The organism is Pannonibacter sp. XCT-53, from assembly GCF_009915765.1.
In the GTDB taxonomy this organism is placed as follows: domain Bacteria; phylum Pseudomonadota; class Alphaproteobacteria; order Rhizobiales; family Stappiaceae; genus Pannonibacter; species Pannonibacter tanglangensis.
In genome coordinates, this window is sequence record NZ_JAABLQ010000001.1 from 1,599,581 (window position 1) to 1,626,137 (window position 26,557).

The 26,557-nt window shown below is 64.8% G+C and carries 23 protein-coding genes; 19 read left to right on the forward strand and 4 right to left on the reverse strand.

Annotated elements, in window-relative coordinates:
- Positions 1 to 118: 118 nt before the first annotated feature.
- The 9 genes from GWI72_RS07180 to GWI72_RS07220 all read left to right on the forward strand — a co-directional run bounded on the left by GWI72_RS07180 (position 119) and on the right by GWI72_RS07220 (position 10,166).
- Positions 119 to 565 carry a glycosyltransferase family protein gene (locus GWI72_RS07180; RefSeq protein WP_161708227.1) on the forward strand — a complete coding sequence of 149 codons (447 nt, stop codon included), beginning with the start codon at positions 119 to 121 and terminating at the stop codon, positions 563 to 565.
- Positions 562 to 1,035 carry a glycosyltransferase gene (locus GWI72_RS07185; RefSeq protein WP_161708228.1) on the forward strand — a complete coding sequence of 158 codons (474 nt, stop codon included), beginning with the start codon at positions 562 to 564 and terminating at the stop codon, positions 1,033 to 1,035. Before GWI72_RS07180 ends, GWI72_RS07185 begins: the two co-directional genes overlap by 4 nt.
- Positions 1,036 to 1,170: 135 nt before the next feature.
- The gene (locus GWI72_RS07190) at positions 1,171 to 2,112 is read left to right on the forward strand and encodes a glycosyltransferase family 2 protein (RefSeq protein ID WP_161708229.1); all 942 of its coding nucleotides are present in this window, start codon (positions 1,171 to 1,173) and stop codon (positions 2,110 to 2,112) included.
- A 31-nt stretch (positions 2,113 to 2,143) separates the two neighbouring features.
- Positions 2,144 to 3,496 carry a TolB-like translocation protein gene (locus tag GWI72_RS07195; protein ID WP_161708230.1) on the forward strand — a complete coding sequence of 451 codons (1,353 nt, stop codon included), beginning with the start codon at positions 2,144 to 2,146 and terminating at the stop codon, positions 3,494 to 3,496.
- A 31-nt stretch (positions 3,497 to 3,527) separates the two neighbouring features.
- Positions 3,528 to 4,811, forward strand: coding sequence for an MATE family efflux transporter (locus GWI72_RS07200; RefSeq protein WP_161708231.1), 1,284 nt, complete (start codon positions 3,528 to 3,530; stop codon positions 4,809 to 4,811).
- A 36-nt stretch (positions 4,812 to 4,847) separates the two neighbouring features.
- Positions 4,848 to 5,927, forward strand: coding sequence for a polysaccharide pyruvyl transferase family protein (locus GWI72_RS07205; protein WP_161708232.1), 1,080 nt, complete (start codon positions 4,848 to 4,850; stop codon positions 5,925 to 5,927).
- A gap of 65 nt (positions 5,928 to 5,992) precedes the next feature.
- On the forward strand, positions 5,993 to 7,315 hold the full coding sequence (locus tag GWI72_RS07210; RefSeq protein WP_161708233.1) for an O-antigen ligase family protein: 1,323 nt from the start codon (positions 5,993 to 5,995) through the stop codon (positions 7,313 to 7,315).
- Between the two features lie 158 nt (positions 7,316 to 7,473).
- On the forward strand, positions 7,474 to 8,553 hold the full coding sequence (locus tag GWI72_RS07215; RefSeq protein ID WP_161708234.1) for an acyltransferase family protein: 1,080 nt from the start codon (positions 7,474 to 7,476) through the stop codon (positions 8,551 to 8,553).
- Positions 8,554 to 8,735: 182 nt separating this feature from the next.
- A complete protein-coding gene (locus GWI72_RS07220) occupies positions 8,736 to 10,166 on the forward strand; it encodes a mannose-1-phosphate guanylyltransferase/mannose-6-phosphate isomerase (protein ID WP_161708235.1) in 1,431 nt (476 codons plus the stop codon).
- Between the two features lie 87 nt (positions 10,167 to 10,253).
- Here GWI72_RS07220 and GWI72_RS07225 read toward each other — a convergent pair whose 3' ends face one another.
- On the reverse strand, positions 10,254 to 11,267 hold the full coding sequence (locus GWI72_RS07225; RefSeq protein ID WP_161708236.1) for an NAD-dependent epimerase/dehydratase family protein: 1,014 nt from the start codon (positions 11,265 to 11,267) through the stop codon (positions 10,254 to 10,256).
- Between the two features lie 590 nt (positions 11,268 to 11,857).
- The gene (gene hemA / locus GWI72_RS07230; RefSeq protein ID WP_161708237.1) at positions 11,858 to 13,075 is read right to left on the reverse strand and encodes a 5-aminolevulinate synthase; all 1,218 of its coding nucleotides are present in this window, start codon (positions 13,073 to 13,075) and stop codon (positions 11,858 to 11,860) included.
- A 984-nt stretch (positions 13,076 to 14,059) separates the two neighbouring features.
- Between hemA and GWI72_RS07235 the strand changes: the two genes are divergently transcribed.
- The 8 genes from GWI72_RS07235 to GWI72_RS07270 all read left to right on the forward strand — a co-directional run bounded on the left by GWI72_RS07235 (position 14,060) and on the right by GWI72_RS07270 (position 23,717).
- Positions 14,060 to 14,653: a hypothetical protein gene (locus GWI72_RS07235; RefSeq protein WP_209000067.1), complete on the forward strand. Its 594-nt coding sequence runs from the start codon at positions 14,060 to 14,062 to the stop codon at positions 14,651 to 14,653.
- A 233-nt stretch (positions 14,654 to 14,886) separates the two neighbouring features.
- Positions 14,887 to 16,200: an NAD(P)/FAD-dependent oxidoreductase gene (locus tag GWI72_RS07240; protein ID WP_161673326.1), complete on the forward strand. Its 1,314-nt coding sequence runs from the start codon at positions 14,887 to 14,889 to the stop codon at positions 16,198 to 16,200.
- Positions 16,201 to 16,215: 15 nt separating this feature from the next.
- On the forward strand, positions 16,216 to 17,103 hold the full coding sequence (locus tag GWI72_RS07245; protein ID WP_161708238.1) for a DUF1365 domain-containing protein: 888 nt from the start codon (positions 16,216 to 16,218) through the stop codon (positions 17,101 to 17,103).
- 11 nt (positions 17,104 to 17,114) lie between these two features.
- Positions 17,115 to 18,383 (forward strand): SAM-dependent methyltransferase, encoded by a 1,269-nt coding sequence (locus tag GWI72_RS07250; protein WP_244314217.1) that lies wholly within the window; start codon positions 17,115 to 17,117, stop codon positions 18,381 to 18,383.
- Between the two features lie 539 nt (positions 18,384 to 18,922).
- Positions 18,923 to 19,732, forward strand: a complete 810-nt coding sequence (locus GWI72_RS07255; RefSeq protein ID WP_161673332.1) for a transporter substrate-binding domain-containing protein — start codon at positions 18,923 to 18,925, stop codon at positions 19,730 to 19,732.
- Between the two features lie 280 nt (positions 19,733 to 20,012).
- A complete protein-coding gene (locus tag GWI72_RS07260; protein ID WP_161673334.1) occupies positions 20,013 to 20,810 on the forward strand; it encodes an amino acid ABC transporter permease in 798 nt (265 codons plus the stop codon).
- 377 nt (positions 20,811 to 21,187) lie between these two features.
- A complete protein-coding gene (locus GWI72_RS20305) occupies positions 21,188 to 22,102 on the forward strand; it encodes a MipA/OmpV family protein (RefSeq protein WP_161708239.1) in 915 nt (304 codons plus the stop codon).
- A 250-nt stretch (positions 22,103 to 22,352) separates the two neighbouring features.
- A complete protein-coding gene (locus tag GWI72_RS07270) occupies positions 22,353 to 23,717 on the forward strand; it encodes a helix-turn-helix transcriptional regulator (protein WP_161708240.1) in 1,365 nt (454 codons plus the stop codon).
- Between the two features lie 10 nt (positions 23,718 to 23,727).
- Here the strand turns inward: GWI72_RS07270 and GWI72_RS07275 are convergent, their stop codons facing one another.
- A complete protein-coding gene (locus GWI72_RS07275; protein WP_161708241.1) occupies positions 23,728 to 24,525 on the reverse strand; it encodes an SDR family NAD(P)-dependent oxidoreductase in 798 nt (265 codons plus the stop codon).
- Positions 24,526 to 24,580: 55 nt separating this feature from the next.
- Positions 24,581 to 25,228, reverse strand: a complete 648-nt coding sequence (locus GWI72_RS07280; protein ID WP_161673341.1) for a ChrR family anti-sigma-E factor — start codon at positions 25,226 to 25,228, stop codon at positions 24,581 to 24,583.
- 114 nt (positions 25,229 to 25,342) lie between these two features.
- Here GWI72_RS07280 and GWI72_RS20310 point away from each other — a divergent pair, with 114 nt between their 5' ends.
- Complete coding sequence (locus tag GWI72_RS20310) at positions 25,343 to 25,468, forward strand: hypothetical protein (RefSeq protein ID WP_280116580.1); 126 nt, start codon at positions 25,343 to 25,345, stop codon at positions 25,466 to 25,468.
- A gap of 47 nt (positions 25,469 to 25,515) precedes the next feature.
- Positions 25,516 to 26,550 (forward strand): cysteine synthase A, encoded by a 1,035-nt coding sequence (locus GWI72_RS07285; RefSeq protein WP_161673344.1) that lies wholly within the window; start codon positions 25,516 to 25,518, stop codon positions 26,548 to 26,550.
- The last annotated feature ends 7 nt before the right edge of the window (positions 26,551 to 26,557 follow it).

Below are 26,557 nucleotides of genomic sequence, written 5' to 3' on the forward strand. Positions count from 1 at the left end.
GGGGCTCGCGCTCACGCGGCAACCGGCTCAAGCCGGCCATTTTGACTGTTTTGATTGAAATCTTTTTTTATTTTGCATCTGCTATCTGATTTTCGGGCGTCGTACCCCGGGGGACAACATGAAGCGCATTCTCGCCATTTCATCGTCGGGGGGGCACTGGGAGCAACTGATGCTCCTGCGTGACAGTTTCTCGACCCATGAGGTCGTCTATGTGAACACCCTGCAAGGACTGGCGGAGCGCAACGGCATCGACGACGCGTACGTCGTCCCGGACTGTAACCGGAACACGCCGCTGCAAAGTCTGTCGAGTGCATGGAAGATTTTCCGGATCATCCTGAAGCATCGGCCTGACGTCATCATATCGACCGGTGCTGCGCCTGGGATCATTGCCATCTTCATTGGTCGTTTCTTCGGTGCACGCACGATCTGGATCGACAGCGTGGCCAATTCCGAGAAGCTGTCCCTGAGCGGAAAGCTTGCGGGTTACGTTGCGCACCTGCAGCTGACCCAGTGGGAACATCTGTCGCATAACGGTGGCCCCCGGTTCGCAGGAGCGGTGCTGTGATCCTCGTATCTGTCGGTACCCAGCTTCCCTTTGACCGCCTGATCCGGGCCATCGACGACATTGCTCCGAAACTGGACGAGGAGATCGTCGCGCAGATCGGCGTCACCGCATATCGCCCCTCGAACGTGACGTTCCACAAGACGCTTGCCCCGATTGCCTACGAAGACCTCGTGAAGCAGGCCCGGGTTCTGGTCAGCCATGCCGGAATCGGCACGATCCTCGGTGCCCAGAAGCACAAGAAGCCGATCGTGATCTTTCCGCGACAGGCGCAGTTCGGCGAGCACCGCAACGATCACCAGCTCGCGACGTGCCGGCAGCTGCGTCATTACAAGGGCGTCTATGTCGCGGAGACTGAAGCGATGCTGCTCGAGACGCTCCAGCGCGGGGATCTCGAGCCGCTGACCTCGTCCTCGGCTCCGGACCGCAGGGACGGCCTGATCCGCTTTCTGCGCGACTTCATCGATGCCTGACGTATCGACACGCGGACGGCCGCGCTGATCGCCTGATGCAGGCATTGACAGGCCAGAATGGCCGAGCCAACGGCTCCAACCCGATGCTGTGAGTGCCAGGGTTCGGCATTTACTGCATCTGACAGGGAAATCTGCATGCCGCCTGCCTTTTCCGTCGTCATTCCGACCTACAACAGGGCGCAGAAGATCCTTCGGACGCTGCTGTCCGTGAGAGACCAGACATTCGCCGACTTCGAGTGCATCATCGTTGACGATGGCTCCCGTGACGGAGAAGATCTTGCCCGTGTCGTTGCCGGGTTGAACGACCCGCGCTTTGTGTACATTCGCCAGGACAACGCCGGTGCCTGCAGTGCACGCAACAGGGGGGTCGACGCAGCCCGCGGGCAATTCACCGCCTTTCTCGATTCCGACGATCTGTTCCTGCCCGGGAAGCTGCAGGCCCAGCATGCCCTGCTGACGCAGGCGAGCGGACCGGATACGGTGGTGTTCAGCCGGCTGATCGTGGAACGAAGCCAGTCCAAGCGCTGGATCAAGCCACCAAAGGGTCCGAGACCCGGCGAGCGTATCGACGAGTACGTGATGTGCACCCAAGGCTGGGTGCAGTCCTCCACGATCGCCCTGCCGACCGACCTGGCCCGACGTGTCCGGTGGGATGAGGCGCTCCCGTCCTCGCAGGACACCGACTATGCCGTCCGGCTTGCCAGTGCAGGCGCCACCTTCCTCTTCATCGAGGAGCCGCTCATCATTCTGGATGACGTCTTCGATCCGAACCGCGTGTCGAAGCAGGGAAACTACAGGCCGCTTCTGGCCTGGATCGACAGGATGCGCGGAGTGCACGTGTCCGAAAAGGCCTATTGGGCCTACCGCGGGTGGCAGTGCGCACGGGTGGCGTCCTATTCGGACCGTATCACCGGCATCAAGCTCTATCTCGGGTCAGTCTGGCGCGGGGTATACTCGCCCGTTCAGGCCTTGCGGATTGCCGCGCAGGTCTGCCTGCCGCGACATGTCTATCAGAGCATGATCGACAAGGTGGTTTCGGCCTTCGGATCCAGAGGCGGGTCTTCTCGTCCGTCGTGACCACGCAACTTCGACCGGGGGCCGAACACGCATGCGCAACACCAATCTCTGGTACAATCTGAAGGCTGCCAAGCGGTCTCTCAAGGAGGTTCCCGAAACCCTGCGCCTCATGCTCGGCGCAGTAACCCGAACCTTTGGCGGGGCGGCCGACTTGCCCGACGTCGGATCAGAGTGCCCTGCCCCGTCCCGTGCCTACCGTCCCGACAGCACGCCCGTGCCCATCCATGTGGTGACGCCGTCTGACGGTCATTACATGACGACATTCTTCGACATCGACCCGCTCAGCCCCTCGGGTCGCTACCTTGCGGTCACCAGGGTCCCGTTCATCTGGCGGGTTCCGACTGTTGGCGAGGCAGCGTCGGTGGTGGTGATTGACCTGCATACCGGCCACGCCAGAACGGTTTACCGGACGGTGGGCTGGGGCGCCCAACTCGGGGCAAACGTGCAGTGGGGTGCAGACGACGCCACGCTGCTCTGCAACGACGTCATCGACGGGCGCGGCACGGGCGTCAGGATCGACCTGCGCACGCTGACGGCGATCCCTCTCTCCGGGCCCGTGTACGGCCTCACGCCCGACCGGCGCACCAGCTTCAGCGCGCGGATCGACTACATCAACGCCGGGATTCCAGGCTACGGGGTTCCTGACCCTGTCTTCGGCAAACCTCGCCCATCAGAGCGGCAGAGCAAGACAGATGGCATCTGGCGAACCGACCTTGAGACCGGCGCAAGCGAGCTGTTTTTGAGCATTGACGACATCGTGCGTCAGCTTCCGGAGCAGGAGTCCCTGGCGGGCGGGACCTATTATGTTTTCAACGTGAAGATCAGTCCGACTGGCACACAGGGATTTGCAGTGCTGTTCTCGCGCGGAATCCCCGGCCGCGCAGGCTGGCCGCCGCAACTCGTGACCTTCGATCTTGACGGTACCAACGTCAGACTCGCCATTCCCGACCGGATCTGGCGGCGCGGTGGCCATCATCCAAGCTGGCTGCCGTGGGGGGACGAGATCGTCATGAACCTTCGGCATGACTCAAAAAAGATGCAGTTTGTCCGCTTCAGACCCGACGGGACGGACCTCAACGTCCTTGCGCCGGGCCACGTTGGAGGGGGGCATCCCAGCCTGAACCAATCCGGCACCCACTTGCTCACCGACGCCTACGTCAGCGAAAAGTTGGCGAACGACAAGGGGGAAGTGCCGATCCGGCTTATCGACCTTCGTACAAATGTCGAGACGGCCCTCTGCCATGTCGATACAAAGCGCCTCGATGGCTGGCGCCGCATCGATCCTCACCCCGTTTGGAGTGATCGCGGCAAGAAAGTTTTCTTCAACGGTATTGTTGACGGTCGGCGGCAGGTACTTTGCGCAGACATGTCAAATATTTCTTAGGTTCAAAATGAATAGCGGCAACCTTATACAGATGGTTTCGACCGTCGCGTCGCGTTTGATCGGCAAGACGGTCAACTTTGTTGTCTTTATCATTCTCGCACGAGAACTATCGGTCCAGGACATGGGGCTTTATGGCTTCATCTTTGCGACTTCGATTATAGTTGCGACCGGCTTTGACTTTGGAATCCGCAACTCATCGGCCTTTTTCATCGGCCAGTCCAAAGAAAACGCCAACGCATATGCCAAACTGACACTTCAGCTGTTTGCGGTTCTTGCTCTTCCGACAATCGCGTTCATGTACGCCGTGCTTTTCATGCATGGCGACGGGCAGACAGACCTTGCCATCTCGATCGCGGTATCCGTCAACGTCGCGGCCTTGCTGTTCATTCGCATGGCGCAAGGCATCCTGATCGGCGAAGGGCGCATCGGCGACTTCAACCGCTCCGAGCTGGCTTCGCGTGTCGTCCTCTTCCTCGCGACGGCCGGGATCCTGCTTGCCGATCAGGTCAATATCCTGACGGCCTTCGGCAGTCTGGCCTTGTCGAACACGGCAGCCGCGCTGGTGGTCATGTGGTACGTGCGAAAGTCGATCTCGACTGGCGGCACGGCCAGCGAGGCGTCCGCAAAGACACTGGTCGGACGCGGCATAAAGTTCATGCTTGGCGTGCTTGCGATGCTGACTGCCAAGCAGATGGCCTTCCTGGCAGTCTCCCAACTCGGGACGGCTGACGACGCGGGCGTCTTCTTTGCGCTCCGCCGGATTACAGAGCTCCTGACAGAGGTTGGCCTTGCGGTCTCCGTCGTCGTGTTTTCCAAGAATGTCCGAACGACGGATCGAGGCGAGGCAATAAGGTCTGCCGCCCATTCGACGCGGGTCTCCTTCGCGCTGTTCGTGCTGCTCAGCATTGTCGCATTTGTTTTCGCGGAAGCGCTGCTTGGCGTCGTGCTCGGCGAGCCCTATGCAAGTTCTCCCGACCTTTTCAGGATCCTCCTGATCGGGACACTCGCCAGTACGATCTGGACAATCATCTTCCCAAGCCTTTCCGCAATCGACAACCCGATGGTGTCTTTCTGGATCTTCCTGCCAAACCTCCTGTTTGGCGGAATTTGCTCCTATGTCCTGTTCATGAGTTACGGAATTTACGGTGCAGCATGGGCGATGCTGCTGTCGCATGTGGTGATCACGGCTTCCTTCCTTGCGGTGTTCAAGTTGCGCTATGGCGCGTCCGTCAGGGATTTTCTCCTGCTCAAGCGGAGTGATTTCGCCGAGCTTGCCGGTTTTTCGGCAAAAATCAGACGCCGCCTGAAACTCTGACGTTGAAGGGATCTTCCGGTGACAAATCGCACGTACATGAACATCAAGACGCAGTTCGAGAATGTCGGGGATGCCCTGATCATTCGGGAATTGCTCCGTCAGATCGTTTCGAGATCGGAGCTGACGGTCGATGTGTCCCGTTGCCCGGATGTTTTCCGCACGTCGATCGGCGTGGCCGAACTGCCCAACACATCGGTCCAGTCGGCGGGCTTTGTCTCGATCGCTCTGTCGATGCTGAGGGATCGCCTCAGAGGAGATACGCCCTATTACTTTCTCATCCCTGGCGGCATCAATGGCGAGAAGACGCTGAAGCAGTACCTGGTCGGGCAGGCCAACACGCTTGCCTTGTCCGTGCTGTCGTTGATCGGCACGCGCGTGTGCCAGACCGGCGTGTCCTACGAAGCACTGGGGGATCGGCACAAAAGGCTGCTGCGGGCCCGGCTGAAGCATTTTCACCGCGCCATGGTTCGGGATGCGATCTCTCTCGCCTATGCCGGCAAGCACGGAATACGAGCGGACGGAATCGTTCCGGATCTCGCATTCTGTCTTGCCCCGATGACGGAGGCTGGTACCGCACGCAACCGCGTCGCCTTCTCGTTTCGTGCCGACAAGTCCGCCGCAACCCGCGACCTGCTGGCGTCCCGCGTGATTGATATCTGCCGCCATGTTTCGCCGGACGCCGATCTCCTGTTCGTCGTCCAGGTCGCACGCGACGCCCCCTTCATGTCGGACCTCAAACGCCAGGTCGAAGCAACGCTCGGCCGTCCGGTCGGGTACGTCGAGTGCTATACGGACATCGACGCCTGCCGGCGTCTTTACACGTCCTGCACGCATCTGTTTTCAAACCGGCTCCACGGGCTCCTGCTTGCCCTTTGTTCAGGGGCAAAACCGGTCGCCGTGATCGATCCTGTCCTGGATCCGAAGATTGTCGGCGTCTTCGCCCAGATCGGTCGAAACGACCTGGTGCTGGATGCGAACAACATGTCAACGGATGCGATGGTGACTGCGCTTCAAGAGCCATTCGAGCAGCACTGGGATGAAGAGCGGCAGCAGTTGCAGCGTTTTTTTGATGACCTCTACGGCATCAGCGCGACACAGGCCACTGCTCCGCTCTAAGATGCCGACGTTTCTGGCGGCTAGTCCGACACCACCCTGAACCGAGAGTGCATGATCGAATGCCGATGGAAGACCGCTCCCTGCATGGCAACATCGATGCACACAGACACGCGCATCGGCAGCGGAATGAGATGCTCATTCTCGCTTACATCCTGTTTGGCCTGCTCGCGCTGGAACTGCATTTCCTGAGCAGCGGCGTCAACATCGGTAACCTCATTATCCTGTCCGCCGTGTGTATTGTCGGGCTGCTCGGCTCGATCAACCGAGGCTTGCCGTTCAACCTGACATATCGCTTCAGGACGCATGACTACATATTCCTGATCTATATTGCCTACACGGCGCTGACAGCCTTCTGGAGTATCTCGTTCGGTGACACGATCACCGGCGTCGTTCCCGTCTTTGGACTTTTTCTGCTGGCGATCCTGATCAGCAAGATTGACCAGTCCCGGCTGATCCGGTGCACTCTCATGTTTGCCGTTGTCGCCGCAGTCCTGTCGCTGGTGATGATGGTGGTGGTTCCTGATCTTGCGTTCCAGCCGAAGTCATCGACCGGACAGGAAGAACTTCGCGGCGTGTTCAAACACCAGCTACGCCTTGGCGCGTTCATGTGCGTGGCGGCAGGTTTTCTCGTCCTTGCCGTTCTGAACGGGGCATTGAAAGACGTCTTCTTCAAGCGATGGACGCTGCGAATTCTTGGAATCGCATTGATCTTTCTGGTACTTTATCTGTCACGGACCCGGCTTTATGTCGCTGCCGCGATCCTGTCGCTTGTCCTGACTGTCGGCCTTTCGCAGAAGGGGGGCGTGAGGTGGCTGACCTTTGCCGTGATCGCCTATGGCGCCCTGATCCTCTCCCAGACCTACGAAGACATCCTGACCTATCTGGAGCAGATAGGGTTCGACACCTCCCTGACGGCACGCACGCTGATTTGGACCAGAGCACTGGCTGCCATTACCGACCAGGTTTACTGGCTCGGCTTTGGCTACGACAGCTTCATCAATTCGCACTTCGATTATCTGTTCCGGGGAAACTACAGACCGTCGCACGCCCATAACTCGTTCATCCAGGCGCATTTCGAAACAGGAATGATCGGCCTTCTGCTCCTGCTTCTCCTTGTAACAGTTCAGTTCAAGGCCGTCCTTGCGGCGCGCCGCCAGAAGCGAAACCGTTACTCCTATGCGATGTTTCTGTTTTTCTTCAATCTATTCGGAAGCCTGATCGGTCTGAACTACGCGGGCGCCCTGTCAGTGATGTTCGGACTGTTCATCATTTGCCTTGCGATCGAAACGCGCCCTGATCCTGCGGCAGTGCTGGCGAACGGAAATGCGGCAGGACAGTCAGGCCACGCAGGCTCCGCGGAGGCATCAGTTGCGGGCCGATTTGCATGAGGACCTCGCTGCTTCGGGAGGGGACATGACACCTGCGCCACCCAGACAGTTCTACCTGCGTCGTGCAACTGCGGGCCACCAGAGTTTTCCGTGAACCTGCCGGCCGGCAATCATTCGGCAGCCTTGACGAAACACCTGACCCTTTTCAGGAAAACCATATGTCGCAAAAGTCTAAATCAATCGAGACAATCCAGGCACAGCGCGGCCTTGCTGCGATCTATGTAGCCCTGTATCACGTCTACATCATTTTCATGGAACCACAGTACGGAAGTCAGGTTGTCTTCAAGGAGATCTCAAGACACGGCTTCCTCGGTGTCGCCTATTTCTTTGTCCTGAGTGGCTTCATCATTTCGCTTGCACATGCAAGGGACATCGGGTCGACGTCAAGTCTGCTGCCTTATGTTCGCAAGCGTTTCGAGCGGGTGTATCCCGCGTACTGGGTGTATCTGACAGGCTTCATCCTCGCCTCGGCGATCGGGCTCGGGTATCCGGATTTCTCGTGGTCGCCATTGAACCTGTTCTCCTCCTATGTCCTTTTGCCCTTGAACAGCGATCTCACACTGCCAATCAAAGTGGCCTGGACGCTCGTGCATGAAGTCATGTTCTATCTGCTGTTTGCCGTATTCTTTATCAACGTGCGGCTTGGCTACATCGTGTTCGCGGCTTGGTTCGTGGCACTGGGACTGAACTTCTTTCTGAAGTTCAGTCCTGACAGCTACTTCCTGTCGGAATGGAACCTCTACTTCATCGGCGGTATTGCGGCTTTTCTGATCTACCGGCGCCTGCCTGCGCGATATGGCCTCGCCGTCCTGCTCGCCGGCATCGCGTTGCTGGCCGCCTATGTCTTGCTGTCGAGCAATGTCGGCCGCATCCGGGACCTGTCAGCAGCCCAGAACCACAACCTGCATCTGCTGCTCATTCCCGCGTTCTTGCTGATCGTCGCAGGCACGGCCCTGCACGAACAGCACAGCCGTCTGTCGGTGCCCCTTCTGTTCCGCTTCCTCGGCGACGCATCCTATTCGATCTATCTGGTGCATTCGGCAGTGATCTCCGTGATGGCGATCATTGGAAAGAAGCTCGGGCTGTTCGGGATGCTGGGGTATGAAGCCTTTTTCGTGGTGTGCTTCGTCGGGTCGGTCGTGGGTGGATCCCTCGCCTATCTTCTGGTCGAGAAGCCGATCATGCTGTTCTTCAGGCGCCGACGCGCTGCAGCTGCGGTGACACCAGGCAGGGCCTGACGCACCGCCTGCGATCAGGCGGGCTCAGGTTTGCCCCGGCAGCAACCGCTCGATCCAGATTTCGGCCGGTCGAGAAGGGACGCATCCCCCTCGACCGCACCCGCCAAAGCGGCTAAGACCTGTCACGGGTGTCTGGGGCAGGTCGGCTGCGGTCAGGCGCGGATATCGGGTATTGAGGTTTCATGATCACTCCCCTTCTCCTGGTTGGCGGCTCGGGCACGCGGCTTTGGCCCTTGTCGCGCAAGAGCTATCCGAAGCAGTTTGCGCCGCTGATCGGTGAGGAAAGCCTGTTCCAGGGCTCGGCGAAGCGGCTGTCGGCGGACGGCTTTGCCCCGCCGGTCGTCATCACCGGCTCAGATTACCGTTTCATCGTCACCGAACAGCTGGCCGCCGTGGGCATTGACCCGGGCGCGATCCTGATCGAGCCGGAAGCGCGCAACACCGCGCCCGCCGTGCTGTCCGCTGCACTCCATATTGCCAGGACCGATCCGGACGGGTTGATGCTCGTTGCCCCGTCCGACCACGTGGTCCCGAACCCGGCTGCCTTCCGCGCCGCCGTGGCGGCCGGCGTGCCGGCGGCCGAGGCAGGCCAGATCGTCACCTTCGGCATCCGCCCGACCCATGCAGAGACCGGTTATGGCTGGCTGGAGCTGTCGGCCGCAGCCGCCGAAGGCGAGCCTGTTGCGCTGAAGCGCTTCGTCGAGAAGCCGAACCGCGAGAAGGCCGAGGCGATGCTCGCTGCCGGCTCTTACTTGTGGAACGCCGGCATCTTCCTGTTCAAGGTCTCCACCATCCTGGACGCCTTCCAGGCGCTGGCGCCGGACCTGATGGAGCCCGTCACCCGCGCGGTCGCGGACGCGAAGTCCGACCTCGGCTTCCTGCGGCTCGATCCGGCGGCCTTTGCCCGCGCGCCGTCGATCTCCATCGACTATGCGGTGATGGAGCGCGCCTCCAACCTCACCGCTGTGCCCTTCGGCGCCGGCTGGTCGGATCTGGGCGGCTGGGACATGGTGGCCAAGGAAATGGGCCCGGACGCGCGCGGCAACAGCCTTGGCGGCGAGGCGACAGCCATCGACTGCGACGGCACGCTCCTGCGCTCCGACAGCGATGGGCTGCAGCTCGTCGGCATCGGCCTCAAGGAGGTCATCGCGGTGGCGATGAATGACGCGGTGCTGGTGGCCGACAAGTCCCGCGCCCAGGACGTGAAGCTCGCCGTCGAGGCGCTGAAGAAGAAGGGCGCGCGCCAGGCCGAGACCTTCCCGCGCGATCACCGGCCGTGGGGCTGGTTCGAGACGCTGGCGCTCGCCGACCGGTTCCAGGTCAAGCGGATCGTCGTGCATCCGGGCGCGGCGCTGTCGCTGCAGAGCCACGTGCACCGCTCCGAGCACTGGATCGTGGTGTCGGGCACCGCGCGCGTGACCGTGAACGACGACGTGCGTCTGGTGACGGAAAACCAGTCGGTCTACATCCCGCTCGGCGCCATCCACCGGATGGAAAACCCGGGCAAGGTGCCGATGGTGCTGATCGAGGTGCAGACAGGCGCCTATCTCGGCGAAGACGACATCATCCGCTACGAGGACATCTATTCCCGTGGCCAGGGTGCGAAGGGGTAAGACCAACTCTCGGTGAGCTTGTCTCACCGGGCGTTGGTCAAGCCCGTGCGGCGCATCAGCCCCGTCGCGGGCCCTGTGAGGGCTGACCTAGCGCTGGTAATAGTCCCGGTACCACGCCACGAACCGCGCCACGCCCTCCTCCACGCTCGTCGCCGGACGGAAGCCGGTGAGGTGTTCGAGGAGGCTGGTGTCGGCCCAGGTGGCCTGCACGTCGCCGGGCTGCATCGGCAACAGGTTGCGGATCGCCGTGCGGCCCGTGGCGGCCTCGATGGCGGCGATATAGGCATCCAGCGCCACGGGGGCCGAATTGCCGATGTTGACGAGACGCCAGGGCGCAACCGGCGACAGGCTGTCGCCCTCCGGCACTCCCTCCCCGCCTGCGGGGCGCTGCGGCACCGCGTCGATCAGCAGGCGGATGCCCTCGACCAGGTCCTCCACATAGGTGAAGTCGCGGCGCATGTCGCCGTGATTGTAGACGTCGATCGGCTGGCCGGCGAGGATCGCCTTGGTGAACTTGAACAGGGCCATGTCGGGACGGCCCCAGGGGCCATAGACGGTGAAGAAGCGGAACAGCGTCGTCGGCACACCGTAAAGATGCGCATAGGAATGGCTCATCACCTCGCAGGCCTTCTTCGTCGCCGCGTAGAAGGACATCTGGTGGTCGGCCTTCGCGGTCTCCCGGAAGGGCATGTCGGTGTTGGCGCCATAGGCCGACGAGGTCGAGGCAATCAAGAGGTGCTGCGGCGGCGTGGCGCGCGCTGCCTCCAGAAGCTCGAAGGTGCCGGTGATGTTGCTGTCGAGATAGGAGCGCGGCGCCTCGATGGAATAGCGCACCCCCGCCTGCGCCGCGAGGTGGATGACCACATCCGGCGTCTCGCGGGCAAGAAGATCCCGGAGACAGCCCGGCGTTTCCACCCGGTCGATCACCGCGCGGAAGTTCGCGCTCTGCAGCAGCATCTGGTGCCGCCGCTCCTTCAGGCGCACGTCATAGTAATCGGTCATGGCATCAAGGCCGATGACCTCGAAGCCGTCTGCCAGCAGGCGCTTGCAGAGAAAATAGCCGATGAAGCCGGCCGAACCGGTGACCAGTGCCTTGCGCAAGAGAATGCCTCGTCGTCGTGCCCCCGGCGCGTGTCAGGCGGGTCGTCGGGAGCGTGTCAGCTGGTGCGGGAGCCGTGCAATCCGCGCCCTGCCCCGGCCGTCATGGCCCGGGTCCTCAAGGCCCGGACAGGCGTAACCCGTTCGGGACCGGACTGCGCCGCAGACCGTGCTTAGCACCCTCGCCGGCCACATCCAAGCCGTGTCTCCTGCCGTTCGGCCGGGCGGAACGCCCGGGACAGGCACGTCAGGGCATGGGCCCGCATCCTCCTGTCCCGAAACCGGCGTGTGGTCTCCATCGGCGCCTGCCAGAGGAATGGCAAGGGGCCGCGAACCGCACAGGCAGCCGCAGGGCCGCGCTGCGGCGAGGCGAGATCAGGCCCTGAAAGACGACCGGACGAAGACAGACGGTGATGTCCCGCCAGACCGACACCCGTTAGGTGTTGGTCTGGGGGGTGTTGATCTGGCAGGAGCTGATCTGGCGAGATCCGGACCAGCCCGCGTGACGCAAGGGCAGCCATACGGCGTCAGGCGGGCGGCTGCAAGCCCTCCCTCATGCGGGGGCAATGCGTCCGGCCGGACAGCTGCCGTTGTCAGGCAACCGCGCGGGCGAGCGCGCAATGCGACCAGAGATCGTTCAGCGCGCCGACCAGATGGTCGATGTCGGCGTCGCTGTGGAACGGCGTCGGCGTGATGCGCAGCCGCTCCGTCCCCTTCGGCACGGTCGGATAGTTGATCGGCTGCACATAGATGCCATAGGTCTCCAGCAGGATGTCGGAGATCCACTTGCACTTGGCGGCGTTGCCGACCATCACCGGCACGATGTGGCTGGGGTTGTCCATGTGCGGGATGCCGCGACGGTCGAGCAGCCGGCGGACCCGGGCCACGCGCTCCTGATGCTGCTGGCGTTCGACCGGGCTCGCCTTGAGGTGGCGAATCGCGGCGGTGGCACCGGCGGCAAGGGCCGGCGGCAGCGCGGTGGTGAAGATGAAGCCGGAGGCGAAGGAGCGCACGAAGTCGCAGAGCTGGCGCGAGCCGGTGATGTAGCCGCCCATCACGCCGAAGGCCTTGCCCAGCGTGCCCTCGATCACGTCGAGCCGATGCATCAGCCCCTCGCGCTCGGCAATGCCGCCGCCGCGCGGACCGTAAAGACCGACGGCATGCACCTCGTCGAGATAGGTCAGCGCGCCATGCTTGGCCGCAACGTCGCAGATCTCGGCGATCGGGGCGATGTCGCCATCCATCGAATAGACGCTCTCGAAGGCCACCAGCTTCGGCCGGGACGGGTCATCGGCCGACATCAGCCGGTCGAGATCCTCGGGGCTGTTGTGCTTCCAGACCCGGCGCTCGGCGCGGCTGTGGCGGATGCCCTCGATCATCGAGGCATGGTTCAGCGCGTCGGAATAGACGATGCAGCCCGGGATCTTGGCCGCCAGCGTGCCGAGGGCGGCCCAGTTGGACACGTAGCCGGAGGTGAAGATCAGGGCGCTTTCCTTGCCATGCAGGTCGGCGAGCTCCTGCTCCAGCGCGACATGCGAATGGTTGGTGCCGGAAATGTTGCGGGTGCCGCCGGCGCCCGCGCCGCAGCGGTCGATCGCCTCCTTCATGGCGCGCACCACGTCCGGATGCTGGCCCATGCCGAGATAGTCGTTGGAGCACCACACGGTCACGTCGTGGGACGTGCCATCCTCGCGGAAGCGGGTGGCGCGGGGAAACTGGCCGGCATGCCGCTCGAGGTCGGCAAACACGCGGTAGTTCCCGGCCTCGCGCAGACCGTCCAGCGCCTCGGCGAAGAAGCTGTCGAATTCCATGCCCTCATTCCCTCTCATTCATGGCCCGCCCGGTCATGCCTTGCGGAGACAGGCAGTCCTGCCTGTCGAGCCTTCCGTCCGTCATCCGGTTTACGGAGCTCGGCGGCGGGTGGCCATGACTTCGATCAAACCGGGCCTTCCGCACCCTTTGACGGTCCCTGGAGGGAGGACCGGTCGCATCCGGGAAGGCCGGCCGGCACCCGGCGGATGCAGGCCATGGCAGGATCGATATCTCATGTGTCGTGACCTAGACATAGTGTAAAACGCCGCAGCTTGTCATTATTCTAACTTCGGGTTTCCGAATTGTTTTCAGGGCCGGCCCGCACGCGGTCCGGCGCTCCCTGCCCCATTCCTCGACCGTTTTCCCGCCCGCCTGCCTCGCCCTTTGCGCGGCTTTGCCCGGATCCTGGCCGAAGACGCGGCGCCCCGACCCTGCCCGGCCCGCGTTCGCCCTGCGCACCGCCGACCGACCGGCGGACGCGGCCGCGCCATCTGCGGGAACCTCCCGGCCCCTCACGCGTTCTGCTGCAGGAGATGCGTGCCGCAGCAAAGGCGACAAGCATCCTCACGAAAGTATGACCGGACCGGATGCGGCCTGTCATTTTCGACAGGCCCTTGCGGAAGATGATGATTTTCTTGCGCATCCTGCCGCGGAGATGCGCGGCCACAAGAAAAAATGGTTAAAACTTTAGAGAATCAACGGCGAAAATGTGACGTAGACTACATGTTTGTTAGGAACTGTGGTGTAATCATGGTTCCAGGTCGGGTGATGGCGAGATCGGCTGAGGGGCCGTCCGGAACAGGGCGGCGACCGGCAGCCGATCTGACCCAGAGAGCAAGGGGGTGGTCCGGGATCCTGAGGATCTGCGACCGCTCCGGGCGCAGGCTCGCGAAGACGAACCGGGACGCCCCAGACAGCACAAGCTCCGGACGCCAGTCCTTCCGGCTCACACAGACGTGAATGTCATGCCGTGGGAGGCAACAATGACGGGTCGTCTCAACATCGCCGCTGCGGCGGCAACACTCTCGCTTTCCCTTCTGCTGAGCGCTGCGGCGGCCCGGGCCGAGCTGCGCGAGATCCGCCACACGCTGCCGGACGACAACCTTGCCGTGACGGTGGCGAGCGCCGCTCCGGTCGAGACCGGCGGCGAGGACCTGTCCATCTGGGTCGGCGAGGTCGACCTCGGCGGTCGCTCCGCCCTGTGGGTCGAGCTGATCGATGCCGAGGGGGAAGTCATCTACAACGCCGAGATCGGGCGCAACGAGACCCATCTTCTGCCGGACGGGCGGGCCATCATGGTCACCGCGCTGGATGCGGACACGCCCGTCGCCAAGGCCGACCAGTCCCGTGTGCCGAGCGAGGCATCCAGCCTCGTGACCCGGCGCGTGGTCGACGACAAGGGTGACCGGACGGCGGTCGAATTCATCGAGGAAACCCCGCGCGACACGCAGCCGAAGCTGATCGAGGTGGCCCGCGTGGGCGAGGCGATCTGGGCGACGATCGTGTCTTTGTTCACCGGAGCAGCGGAAACGGTCCGGGTTGCCTGGTCCTGGCTGGTGGAGACGCTGCAGGCCTGAGCGCCGGCACGCCCTGCCCTCCCGAGCCTCCCGCATGGTGCCGTCCGCGGCCGCAGCCTTCCCCGGCTGCGGCCTTTTTCGTGACACGCGCGCCGGCTTCGGGCATGGTGGACAAAACTTGCCAATCTGCCTGATCCGGCCTGAAACACGCCGCGTAAGATCCGAAAACGCAAGGACATTCCCCGCTGCCTCCCCCAGGCCGGGCACGTTCGGCCCGCTCAGAAGGACCTTACATGCGCATTGCAGTCATCGGCTCCGGCATTTCCGGCAACAGCGCCGCTTACGCCCTGTGCGACCAGCATGAGGTCATCCTGTACGAGAAGCGGCTGCGCCCCGGAGGCCACAGTGCCACGGTCGACATCGACTATGACGGCCTGCCGATGACGGTCGACACCGGTTTCATTGTCTACAATGAGTTGAACTATCCCAACCTGACGGCGCTGTTCGCCCACCTCGACGTGAAGACCGAGGCCAGCGACATGAGCTTCGCCCTGTCGGTAGACGGCGGCCGCCGCGAGTGGGCGGGTTCGGACCTCAACAGCATCTTCGCGCAACGCTCCAACCTCGTCTCGCCGCGCTTCCTCTGGATGCTGCGCGAGATCCTGCGCTTCAACCGCATCTGCACCCGCGACCGGGCGGACGGGCTTGTGGCCGGCAAGTCGCTCGGCGACTATCTCGCCTTCCGCCGCTTCTCGCGTGCCTTCATCGACGACTACCTGGTGCCGATGGGCGCTGCCATCTGGTCGACGCCGCCAAGCGAGATGCTGGCCTTCCCGGCAGATTCGTTCATCGCCTTCTTCGAGAACCACCGGCTGATCAACTTCGACCGCCCCATCTGGCGCACCGTGTCCGGCGGCAGCCGGACCTACGTGCAGCGCCTGCTGGCCCCGCTGAAGGGCAACGTCCGTCTCGGCTCGCCGGTGGTGGGCGTGCGCCGTGCCGGCGGCAAGGTGCATGTGCGCGACAGTTCCGGCCACGAGGACGTGTTCGACCAGGTCATCCTGGCGAGCCACACCGACCAGACGCTCGCCATGCTGGAGGACCCGAGCGACGACGAGCGCCGGATCCTCGGCGCCATCCGCTACCGGCCGAATGCCGTCTACCTGCACCGCGACCTCGCCCTGATGCCGAAGCGCAAGCGGGTGTGGTCGTCCTGGAACTACATGGCCCGCAGCGATGCGCAGTCGGGCACCGAGGTCAGCGTCAGCTACTGGATGAACCGGCTTCAGAACCTCGATCCGACGCGGCCGCTGTTCGTCAGCCTCAATCCGCCGGTGCCCCCGCGCGAGGACCTGACCTTCGCCCGCTTCACCTATGACCATCCGCAGTTCGACGGCGCCGCGCTCGCGGCCCAGCGGCAGGTCAAGGACATCCAGGGCGTCAACGGCACCTGGTATTGCGGTGCCTGGAACGGTCACGGCTTCCATGAAGACGGGCTTGTCTCCGGCCTTGCGGTGGCGCGTGCCTTTGGGGCAGTCTTGCCGTGGGATACGCTTGGACAGGCCGGGGGCACGCCGCCGCTCGGTGTGGCCGAGGCCGCAGAATAAGGCGGTCGCATCGCCATGGCACGCAAGGCTGAAACCACGATGGCGGAAAACGGTCCGCCTCCGGCCGGCCCGGTGACACTTTACACCGGCAAGGTGATGCACGCGCGCATGAAGCCCGTGCCGCACCGCTTCACCTATTCCGTGTTTTCGCTGCTCTTCGACCTCGACCGGCTGGCGGACGCCGACCGGCTGTCGCCCCTGCTGTCGGTCGGGCGCTTCAACCTGCTCTCCTTCCATGCGCGCGATCACGGTCCGCGCGACGGCTCGGACCTGCGCGCGCATGTCGACCGCCTTTTGGCCGAGGCCGGGCTGGCGCGGCCCGCGCGGGTCCTGCTCCTCGCCTATCCGCGGCTCCTTGGCTATGTCTTCAACCCGCTTGCCGTCTACTACGCCTATGAGGCGGACGGTCGGCTGGCAGCCGTGGTCTACGAGGTGCGCAACACCTTCGGCGATCTGCACACCTATGTCGCGCCGGTCCGGGATGGCCAGGTCAGCGCCGCCGGTCTCCGGCAGGATCAGGTCAAGACCTTCTACGTCTCGCCCTTCCTCGACATGCAGCAGCATTACCACTTTCGCCTGCTGCCCCCGGGGCGTTCGGTGCGCATCCGCATCCTCGAGACCGACCCGGCCGGCCCGATGCTCTCGGCCACGTTCAACGGCGAGGGCGAACCGGCGACGAGCCGGGCGATCCTCGCTGCCTGCCTGCGCTTTCCCCTGATGACGCTGAAGGTCATGGCGGGCATCCATTACGAGGCCCTCAAGCTGTGGCTCAAGGGCATCCGCTTCCATTCCCGTCCGACACCCGCAGGTGCGACCAGCGCCGGCGGCCCCGCCGGCACTCCCCTTTCCCAACCGGCTGCCCCGGCGCAGCTGTCCCGCCCCGAACCCTTCGGGCATGCCTGATGGAGGTTCCAATGTCCTATGTGTCCAAGCTCCCCGCCACCGCCATGCCGCTCGCCCAGCCGATCCGCGTCACGCCCGACAACGCCCGCACCGTCCTGGCCGGCCTGCCCCGCTTCGTGCGCATGGGCATGCGCATCGTGCTTGCGCTCGAGTATGGCCGGCTGACCATCACCACGCCCGACGGCCGCTGCTTCCTGATCGAGGGCAAGCATCCGGGACCGGAAGGCGTGCTGCATGTGCATGACTGGCGCTTCGTGCGCATGGCGGTCGAAGGCGGCGATGTCGGCGTCGGCGAGGCCTTCATGCTGGGCTACTGGTCGAGCCCCGACGTGACCACCTTCCTCGAGCTGTTCTGCGTCAACCGCGATGCGACCATGGAGCGGCTGCAGGGCAGCCCGCTGTTCCGCCTCGCCGTGACCCTGCGCCACTGGTTCAACCGCAACACCCGCAAGGGCTCGCAGCGCAACATTTCCGCCCATTACGATCTCGGCAATGCCTTCTACCGCGAGTGGCTCGACCCCTCGATGACCTATTCCTCCGGTCTCTACGAGGGCCGGGCGGCAACGCTCGAGGAGGCCCAGGCGCAGAAGTACCGCGCGCTGGCGGAGGCCGCCGACATCCGCGCCGGCCACAAGGTTCTGGAGATCGGTTGCGGCTGGGGCGGCTTTGCCGAATTCGCCGCCCGTGAGGTGGGAGCCCATGTGCGGGCGCTCACCATCTCGCGCGAGCAGTTCGACTATGCGCGCGAGCGGATGTTCAAGGCCGGACTGAACGACCGGGTCGAGGTGGTGTTCCAGGACTACCGCGACGAGCGCGGCGTCTACGACCGGATCGCGTCGATTGAGATGTTCGAGGCGGTCGGGCAGGAGTACTGGCCGACCTATTTCGAGAAGCTGTCGGCCTGCCTCAAGCCGGGCGGCATGGCGGGCCTGCAGATCATCACGATCCAGGACCACATGTTCGCCGACTACGCGCGGCGGCCGGACTTCATCCAGCGCTACATCTTCCCCGGCGGCATGCTGCCGCCGCCGGGCCGCATCACCGACATCGGGCGCAAGCTCGGGCTCGACCTGAAGGCGCAGAAGATCTTCGGTCAGGACTATGCCCGCACCCTTGCGGAATGGCGCGACCGCTTCCGCGAAGCCTGGCCGCGCATCTCGCCGCTCGGGTTCGACGAGCGCTTCAAGCGGCTCTGGGAGTTCTACTTCCACTATTGCGAGGCGGGCTTCCGGGCCGGCAACATCGACGTGCGCCAGATGGTCTATGTGAAGGCCGGCTGAGCGGACGGGGGGCAGGCTTGTCTCAAGGCTGGTCAACAGACCTGCGGGCAGGCCGGTGAACCCATCGGGCGGGGGGGCGCGGCGCGCCCCTCAGACTGCTGACAAACTTCGGAGTTTCGTCAGTTTGCCGTCATTCCGGACAAGGTGAGCGTTCAGCGAACCGCAGATCCGGAATCCAGCATGTCTGTGCGAGCGCAGGCGAGCCCAAAACCAAGTCAACTCGATACGACTTGCGACCGACAGGTGTGTCGCGCTTCGCGCGGCTGATATCTGGATCCCGGCTCGGCGCTTCGCTAACGCTCAGCTGGGCCGGGATGACTGTGAGCAGGTTTGTCAGCAGTCTGAAGGGCGCGGGGCGCCCCTTTTCCTTTTCTGGCCGCTGGCATGCCGGAGTGACCCGCAGGCGTGGGCCGCCCCTGCCGTGGCCCGGTCCGAGACCGCTGGAAACGGCGCTGATTCCGGCTGCAGCGCGCTTGCTGATGGCCGCTTTGCCCGCTAACAGTTGCAGATATTCCGCACCTCACGGGAGTAGATGATCCATGCGTTTTGTCCCCACCCTTGCCAGTCTCGCCTGCGGCCTCGCGGCCGTCGTCCTTCCGGCCCTCGCCCCGCAGGCAGAGGCCGCCGGCCTGCCGGACCTCAAGGGGCGCGAGGTCGTCGTGGTGACCGAAAACGCCTATCCGCCGCTGCAGTTCATCGACAAGTCGGGGCAGGCTGTCGGCTGGGAATATGACGCCATGGCCGAGATCGCCAAGCGCCTCAACATCAAGGTCACCTACCAGAACACCAGCTGGGACGCGATGATCCCGGCGGTGTCTGCGGGCGAGTATGACCTCGGCATGACCGGCATCACCATCCGTGACGACCGCAAGGACAAGGTGGACTTTTCCGACCCCTACATGCGCTCGGAAATGATCATGCTGGTGCGTGCCGACGAGACCCGCTTCACCGATGCCAAGAGCTTTGCCGCCAATCCGGACCTGCTGATGGCCGCACAGCCCGGCACGACCCCGTTCTATGTCGGTGTCTACGAGGTGCTCGACGGCAACGAGGCCAATCCGCGCATCAAGAAGTTCGAGACCTTCGGGGCCGGCGTCGCGGCGCTGCGCGCCGGCGATGTGGACCTGGTGCTGACGGATGGCACCGCCGGCCCGGGCTATGTCTCCACCTCGAACGGCACGCTGAAGATCATCGGCGAGAAGCTCGGCACCGAGGATTTCGGCTTCATCTTCAAGAAGGGCTCGGATCTCGTTGCCCCGATCAATGCCGCCATCGCCGCGATGAAGGCCGACGGCACCATCGCCGCGCTCGATAAGAAGTGGTTCATCGACTACAAGATGGGCCAGTAAGCCGGTTCCGGCCTCGGTTCCGGCCTCGGTTCCGGGCCCGGTTCCGGCCCCGGTTACGGTTGCAGTCTCGGTTCTGGCCTTGGGGGGCGGCAAGACAGCCTTGCCGCTCCGCGCTGCGGCCGGGGCAAGGAGGGCGGTCCGGCCGCCCCTTGCGCGGTGACTGCTGCGGGGCCTCCCCTGCCCGACCTGCAAGGACCAAACCCCGGACAGCCCTGCCGTCCTCCCTGACCTGACGGCCCAGAGGCGGCCTTGCCGCCCGGCCGAGCGGAGCATTCCGTCGATGGGCCCTTCCCGCAAGACACCCCAGAGCGATTTCCCGTGGTGGCTGGTGATCCTGGCGCTCGCCGGGGCCTATGCCTTTGCCCAGACCCTCACCAGCGACATCCATGCGCAGGTGCTGGGCGTGCTGTCGCAGGGCATCGGCATCACCCTGCTGGTCACTGTCACGGCCTTCGCGGGTGCGTCTGCCCTCGGGTTGCTGCTGGCGCTCGGCGGGCTGTCGCGCCTTCTCGTGGTGCGCCAGGCGGTCAAGCTCTACATTGAGGTCATCCGCGGCGTGCCGATCATCGTGCTGCTGCTCTACGTGGCCTTTGCCGGCGTGCCGCTGATGGTCGAGGCATGGAACGCGGTGATGACGCCGCTGGGGCTTGATCCGATCCGCACCCGTGACATCTCGCTGCTGTGGCGTGCGGTGGCGGCGCTGGTCCTCGCCTATTCGGCCTTCCTGGCCGAGGTGTTCCGCGCCGGCATCCTGGCCGTCGAGCCCGGCCAGATCGAGGCCGCCAAGGCGCTCGGGCTCAACGGCTGGCTGCGCTTCCGCCTCATCGTGGCGCCGCAGGCCTTCCGCACCATCCTGCCGCCCTACGGCAATGACTTCATCGCCATGGTCAAGGATTCCTCGCTGGTCTCGGTGCTCGGCGTGACCGACATCACCCAGCTCGGCAAGGTGACGGCGGCCGGCAACTTCCGCTATTTCGAGACCTACAATCTGGTAGCGCTCATCTACCTGACCCTGACGGTCACGCTGTCGCTGGCCCTGTCGCGGCTCGAGCAGCGGCTGCGCCAGCGTGACGGCTGAGACCACCGCGCGGCGGCCTCACTTGCCGGGACCCGGTCGAGCCTGAACGGCGGGCGAGTCACTTTGAGGCGTGCGGCGTCAGCATTGCGAAAACGTCGCAGGGGTGGCCACGCCGGGGTGCCGATGCCGGGATGCCGCACATCAGGGCGGCATCCGGCCTGAGGCTGCGCCGGCAGACCGTGTCCGGCTCCACCCGCCCGGACATTGCCGCCACCGGCTGCCCGTGTGGCCCGCATGCGGTTGCTGCCCATCCTGTCCGGTCCCGTCCGGCCGGTCGCGAAATTCCTCCGGTTGCGGCACTCCCTCCGGCACCCGCTGTGCCCGGCACGGCGGCCCGATCGGCGCGTCCGGCGCCGACGCCAAGCGGAGACCCCGACGTGTTTCATCATCGCCCCGTCCTGACAGGCCTTGCCCTCGGCCTCGGATCAAGCGTCCTCGCCCTGCCCTCGCTCGCGGCCGATCCGGCTGAAGCGGTGACGGTGCAAGCCCACGGCCCGGGCCCCGACGCCGACACTCCCCCGCCGGACTGGACCGTCACGGTCGGCGGCGGCGGCCTCTATGCTCCGGCCTTCCTCGGCTCCGGCAGGATGAAGGCCACGCCCCTTCCCTATGTCGCCGTCACCTGGCGCGACACGCTGCTGCTCGATCCGACCGGCCTGACGATCAATGCCTTCGCGGCCTCCGGCCTGCGCGCGGGCGCCGTGTTGCGCCTCACGCCCGGACGCGACACCAAGGATGATCGCAAGGCCCTGACCGGTCTTGGCGATCTCGCCCCGACCCTCGATGCGGGCGGTTTCATCGCCTGGGAGCCCCTGCCCTGGCTTGAAGCGGCGGTGGAGTTGCGGCGCTCGGTCGTGAAGCTGTCGGAGAGCCGGGACAAGAGCCTGAACCGCTTCGGCCTCAACGAGAAGATCCGGGCCGCCGAAGGCTGGAGCGGCGACTTTACGGTCGGCGTGAAGGCCCCGCCCCTGCTTGGTCACCGCCTGATGCTCGGGGCCGAGGCAAAGGCCACCTGGTTCGACGAGAGCTACATGCGCGCGGTGTTCGGCGTCAGTTCGGCCCAGGCCGGTCGCAGCGGCCTCAAGGCCTTTCGCCCCTCCGGCGGCATCGCCAGCATCGGACTTGCCGCCGACGCGACCGTCCTCCTCACCGAACAGGCCGCCGTCACCCTGACCGGATCCTACGACCGGCTGATCGGCGATGCGGCGAAGTCGCCGATGGTCGCGCGCGGCCGGGGCTCGAAGGACCAGATTTCTGTCGGCGCCTTCGTCACCTACCGCTTCGGCGGCTGAGACGACGGCCGGACCCCGCTCCGGCCCCTGCCCCAGCCCCAGCCCCTGCCCCTGGCCTCGCGCTGGCGGAGCCGCCGCCGCTGCCCGGTTCGTCCGGGCCTGCCCATCCGGACGCGGTGACGCTCCCAGCCGGGCACTGTCTCTCCGGTCCCTGCCCCTGCCCGGGTCATCACGCCCGGGCAAGGGTCAGGACGATCGCCCCATGTCGTCTTGACGGGACCGGCCCGCGCATGCGCAGATCCCCCTGCGCATGCGCGCCCTTGCCCGTCCGGCGACCGGGCGCCCTCGCGGAGATCCGATCCTGTTCACCAACGACCTGTTCGTCCTTGCGCTCGCCATGGCCGCGCATCTCGCCTTCGTCATCCTTCTGCTGCTGACACGCCGCGAGCCGCGCAAGGATCACTCGCTCGCCATCGCCGCCTTTCTCGGGATCGTGCTTGCAACCGCGCTCGCCGATATGACCGATGTCATGTATGCCATCGGCGTCTGGACGCTGCCCGGGCCGAACCATCTGGTGGCGGTCATGACCCCGCTGCTCCTGCTCGAGGGGCCGGCCCTTTACTTCTATGCCCGGGCTCTGGCCAGCAAGGAGCCGCTGCGGCTTGGCCGGGGCGATCTGTTGCATCTGGCGCCCTATGCGCTCTTGCAGGCGGTCACGCTCCTGCTCTATGGCCTGGCGCTGCCGGGGCAGAGCGGCGACCCGGCGCTGCAGGACTTCGGCGCGACCCTCGTCACCCAGGGCTCGCTGCCGGCGGAGCGTCTCCTCACGCTGCTGGCCTACCTGCCGGTCATGACGGCCTATGTGGTCCTGGCGATCCGGGAGCTGTCGCGGCACGAGCGGCAGAAGCTCGACTACTTTTCCAATCTGGAAGGCAGCAGCCTGCGCTGGCTGCACTGGAACATCCCGCTCATGGGTCTGTCATGGGGCGTCAATCTGGTGCTTCTGGCGGATGATCTCCTGTTCGACGCCCTCCACCCGTCGCCGCTCGTCAGCCTGCTGATCTTTGCCGCCTGGGTCTATCCGCTGAGCTTCATGGCGCTGTGGCAGCAGCCGATCTATGTGCCGACCCGACGCAGCCCCGCGCTCGAAGCCGCCATCGCCACCGAGACCCCGGTGCTGCCGGCCGTCCTCGCCGTCGCGGCTCCAGCCGGGGGCGGCGCCGAGCCGCGCTACCAGCGCTCCGCGCTTGACGGTGAACGGATGAAGCGAATCGCGGCCAAGATCGAGCGGACCATGGCGCAGGACCGGCTGTACCGGAATCACGCCCTCAACCTGCGCAACCTGTCGGACCATCTCAAGGTCTCGGAAAACTACCTGTCGCAGGTCCTCAACGACTACATCGGCAGCAACTTCTATGAATACGTGAACCGCTGGCGCATCCGCGAGGCCTGCGAGCTGCTCAGCCGGACCAGTGCGCGCATCATCGACATCGGTGAGGATGTCGGGTTCAACTCGCGATCCACCTTCAATGCGGCCTTCCGGAAGGAGACCGGGCAGACGCCGTCCGACTACCGGGCTGCCGTCGCGCGCGGGGATGACGGGGCCCCCGCTCCTGTACTCGACCCGGCAATCCCCCCGGCCATCCCCTTCCCCGACCGCCCGGTGCCGCTGTAATGGCCCTCGGCTAGGACATCTGCTTGCGTGCCCAGCCGGTGGCCCGGGCCACCAGCGGGAAATAGAGCCGGTAGGGCAGCAGGCGCAGCAGCTTGAGCTGGCGCACGAAGGCCTTCGGGAAGGCAATCTCGAACCGGTCGCTGCGCAGCCCCTCGGCAATGGCCAGCGCCGCCTCCTCGACCTTCATGAGATGCGGCATCGGGAAGGGATTGCTGGCGGTGGCTGGCGTGTCGACGAAGCCGGGCGAGACCAGCTGGATGCGGATGCCGGCAAGGTCGAGATCAAACTTCAGGCTTTCGACCATGTTGATCAGCCCCGCCTTGGTGGCGCCATAGGCTGCCGAGGTGGGCAGGCCGGAATAGCCGGCCACGGACGCGACCACGGCGATCTGCCCCTTGCGACGGGTCTTCATGGCGGCGATCGCCGGCAGAAGCACGTTGACGGTGCCCTTGAGGTTGACATCGAAGGTCTGGGCATAGGCCTCGACGCTGCCGTCCAGCCCGTCCTGCGGCAGGTAGATGCCGGCATTGGCGACCAGAAGCGCCAGCGGGCCGAGATCGGTCTCGATGCGGCCGGCCAGCGCCGCCATGGCGGCCGCGTCGGTCACGTCACCGGCCATCGGAACAATGCGGCCGGCACTTTCCCGCGCCTCGGCCGCCAGCCCGACCAGCGCATCGGCCGAACGGGCCGTGACGGCGACGGTCCATCCCTGCCGCGCCAGTTCAAGGGCAAGCGCGCGGCCGATGCCGGAGCTGGCGCCGGTGATCCAGGCGGGGCCGTCGGAGGGGGAAGCGGTGAAAGTGGCCAAGTTCGGTCTCCTGCTTGAGCCTTGAGCTTACGCAGGAGACCGGACGGCGGATTGCTCAGCCGCGGATGAAGGGCTGCAGCAGACGCCCGACCGGACCGGTCAGGCGGAGGTGGCCCTCGGTGACGGCGAAGCAGATGCAGTCCTCGTCGTCGTCGGCCACGGGCTTGTGGTCGACGTGATCATCGGCCAGCGCGATGTCACCGCGGACATAATGCCCGTCCGCATCGGAGAAGCCGCCCTGGAGAACGAGGGTCAGCTCGGTGCCGTCATGGGTGTGGGAGGGAACCGCGCGGCCGGCCCGGATCCACAGCAGGCTCGCCGCGCAGCCGTCGATCTCGCCCATGCGGTATTCCTTCACGCCCGGCATCAGGCTGCGCCACGCGATGCCGTCCAGCGTCGGACGGCCGAGCAGCCGGCGAATGCTCGTCGGCAGGCGCGGGTCGAAGGATTCTTCCGGCTGACGACGGACCGGGGCGACAGCGCCCAGACCGAAGATCGCAGCCAGCTTCTCGTCGCGGCCGGAAATCGTGACCGGGGCGGTGTGCTCCAGCTCCAGACCACCAAGGGCCTCGAGCTGGCGAACGTAGCTCCGGTTCCGGTCAGAGAGTTCCAGGTGTGCGCTGACGAGGACGCGTGCCGGCTCGGCCAGGGTTCCGGCCACATAGCCCGCAAGCAGTTCGTCGAGACCAGTTGTTTGTTCCATCAGGGTGCCCAAAAGTCATTTTATTGATCGCGTACGGCTTTTTGTCTGATGGTACGGAGGCCACAGGAAACCGGATCACGTTCTTGTGTGTTTTGTGGAAAGGTAGAGAAGGTGATGCCGCCCGACAAGACCGACGCGCGGCAGAAACTGGGACAAGCCGTTTCCAATACGGCGAAGATCCTCAGCCGGTTTTCCCGCCACCCCGGCCCGCGACTTGATCCGCCGGACAAGGACGATTAGCGTCCGCAACAGGACGCCAACCGCCCACTGCTTGATCGGACCCTTTCATGACCCGTTACGCTTCCGTCGTCGATGCCATTGGCAACACGCCGTTGATCCGTCTCAACCGTCTGTCGGACGAAACCGGCTGCGAGATCCTGGGCAAGGCCGAATTCATGAACCCGGGCCAGTCGGTCAAGGACCGCGCCGGCAAGCAGATGATTCTGGAGGCCGAGGCCCGTGGCGCGCTGAAGCCCGGTGGCCTGATCGTCGAGGGCACGGCCGGCAACACCGGCATCGGCCTTGCGCTTGTCGCCAGCGCCCGCGGCTACCGGACCGTCATCGTCATGCCCGACAGCCAGAGCCAGGAAAAGAAGGACATGCTGCGGCTGGCCGGGGCCCAGCTCGTCGAGGTGCCGGTGAAGCCCTTCTCCGACCCGAACAACTACCAGCATGTCGCCCGCAGGCTCGCCGAGCGGCTGGCGGAGAGCGAGCCCAACGGCGTGCTGTTTGCCGACCAGTGGAACAACCTCGACAACCGCAAGGCCCATTACATTGGCACCGGACCGGAAATCTGGCGCGACACCGCCGGCACGGTCGACGCCTTCATCTGCGCGGTCGGCACAGGCGGCACGCTGGCCGGAACCTCGGCCTTCCTGCGCGAACAGAAGGCCGACATCGTCATCGGCTGCGCCGACCCGCACGGGGCGGGCATGTATTCCCTGTTCACCACCGGCAAGGCGGAGATGTCGCCGGGGGGCTCGGTGTCCGAGGGCATCGGCCTTGGCCGCGTGACGCCGATCATCGAGACCGCCCGGGTGGATCGCGCCTACATGATCCCCGACGAGGAGGCGCTGCCGCTCGTCTTCGATCTCGCCGAACACGAAGGCCTGCTGCTCGGCGGATCGAGCGCCATCAACATTGCCGGGGCCCGGCGTCTCGCGCGCGACCTCGGCCGCGGGCACACGATTGTCACCATCCTGTGCGACCACGGCTCGCGCTACCAGTCCAAGCTCTACAATCCGGCATTCCTGCAGTCCAGGAACCTGCCGGTTCCCTCCTGGCTCCAACCCAGGGCGCCGATCGAAGCGCCCTTCGCCTGACCGGGTC

Excerpts from the sequence above, each read along its gene's own strand:
- GWI72_RS07180 (WP_161708227.1), top strand. The coding sequence starts at position 119 with ATGAAGCGCATTCTCGCCATTTCATCGTCGGGGGGGCACTGGGAGCAA.
- GWI72_RS07240 (WP_161673326.1), top strand. The coding sequence starts at position 14,887 with ATGCGCATTGCAGTCATCGGCTCCGGCATTTCCGGCAACAGCGCCGCT.
- GWI72_RS07210 (WP_161708233.1), top strand. The coding sequence starts at position 5,993 with ATGGAAGACCGCTCCCTGCATGGCAACATCGATGCACACAGACACGCG.
- GWI72_RS07285 (WP_161673344.1), top strand. The coding sequence starts at position 25,516 with ATGACCCGTTACGCTTCCGTCGTCGATGCCATTGGCAACACGCCGTTG.
- GWI72_RS07235 (WP_209000067.1), top strand. The coding sequence starts at position 14,060 with ATGACGGGTCGTCTCAACATCGCCGCTGCGGCGGCAACACTCTCGCTT.
- GWI72_RS07245 (WP_161708238.1), top strand. The coding sequence starts at position 16,216 with ATGGCACGCAAGGCTGAAACCACGATGGCGGAAAACGGTCCGCCTCCG.
- GWI72_RS07205 (WP_161708232.1), top strand. The coding sequence starts at position 4,848 with ATGAACATCAAGACGCAGTTCGAGAATGTCGGGGATGCCCTGATCATT.
- GWI72_RS07255 (WP_161673332.1), top strand. The coding sequence starts at position 18,923 with ATGCGTTTTGTCCCCACCCTTGCCAGTCTCGCCTGCGGCCTCGCGGCC.
- GWI72_RS07270 (WP_161708240.1), top strand. The coding sequence starts at position 22,353 with ATGCGCGCCCTTGCCCGTCCGGCGACCGGGCGCCCTCGCGGAGATCCG.
- GWI72_RS07220 (WP_161708235.1), top strand. The coding sequence starts at position 8,736 with ATGATCACTCCCCTTCTCCTGGTTGGCGGCTCGGGCACGCGGCTTTGG.
- GWI72_RS20310 (WP_280116580.1), top strand. The coding sequence starts at position 25,343 with ATGCCGCCCGACAAGACCGACGCGCGGCAGAAACTGGGACAAGCCGTT.
- GWI72_RS07250 (WP_244314217.1), top strand. The coding sequence starts at position 17,115 with ATGTCCTATGTGTCCAAGCTCCCCGCCACCGCCATGCCGCTCGCCCAG.
- hemA (WP_161708237.1), bottom strand. The coding sequence starts at position 13,075 with ATGGAATTCGACAGCTTCTTCGCCGAGGCGCTGGACGGTCTGCGCGAG.
- GWI72_RS07215 (WP_161708234.1), top strand. The coding sequence starts at position 7,474 with ATGTCGCAAAAGTCTAAATCAATCGAGACAATCCAGGCACAGCGCGGC.
- GWI72_RS07190 (WP_161708229.1), top strand. The coding sequence starts at position 1,171 with ATGCCGCCTGCCTTTTCCGTCGTCATTCCGACCTACAACAGGGCGCAG.
- GWI72_RS07195 (WP_161708230.1), top strand. The coding sequence starts at position 2,144 with ATGCGCAACACCAATCTCTGGTACAATCTGAAGGCTGCCAAGCGGTCT.
- GWI72_RS07260 (WP_161673334.1), top strand. The coding sequence starts at position 20,013 with ATGGGCCCTTCCCGCAAGACACCCCAGAGCGATTTCCCGTGGTGGCTG.
- GWI72_RS07200 (WP_161708231.1), top strand. The coding sequence starts at position 3,528 with ATGGTTTCGACCGTCGCGTCGCGTTTGATCGGCAAGACGGTCAACTTT.
- GWI72_RS07280 (WP_161673341.1), bottom strand. The coding sequence starts at position 25,228 with ATGGAACAAACAACTGGTCTCGACGAACTGCTTGCGGGCTATGTGGCC.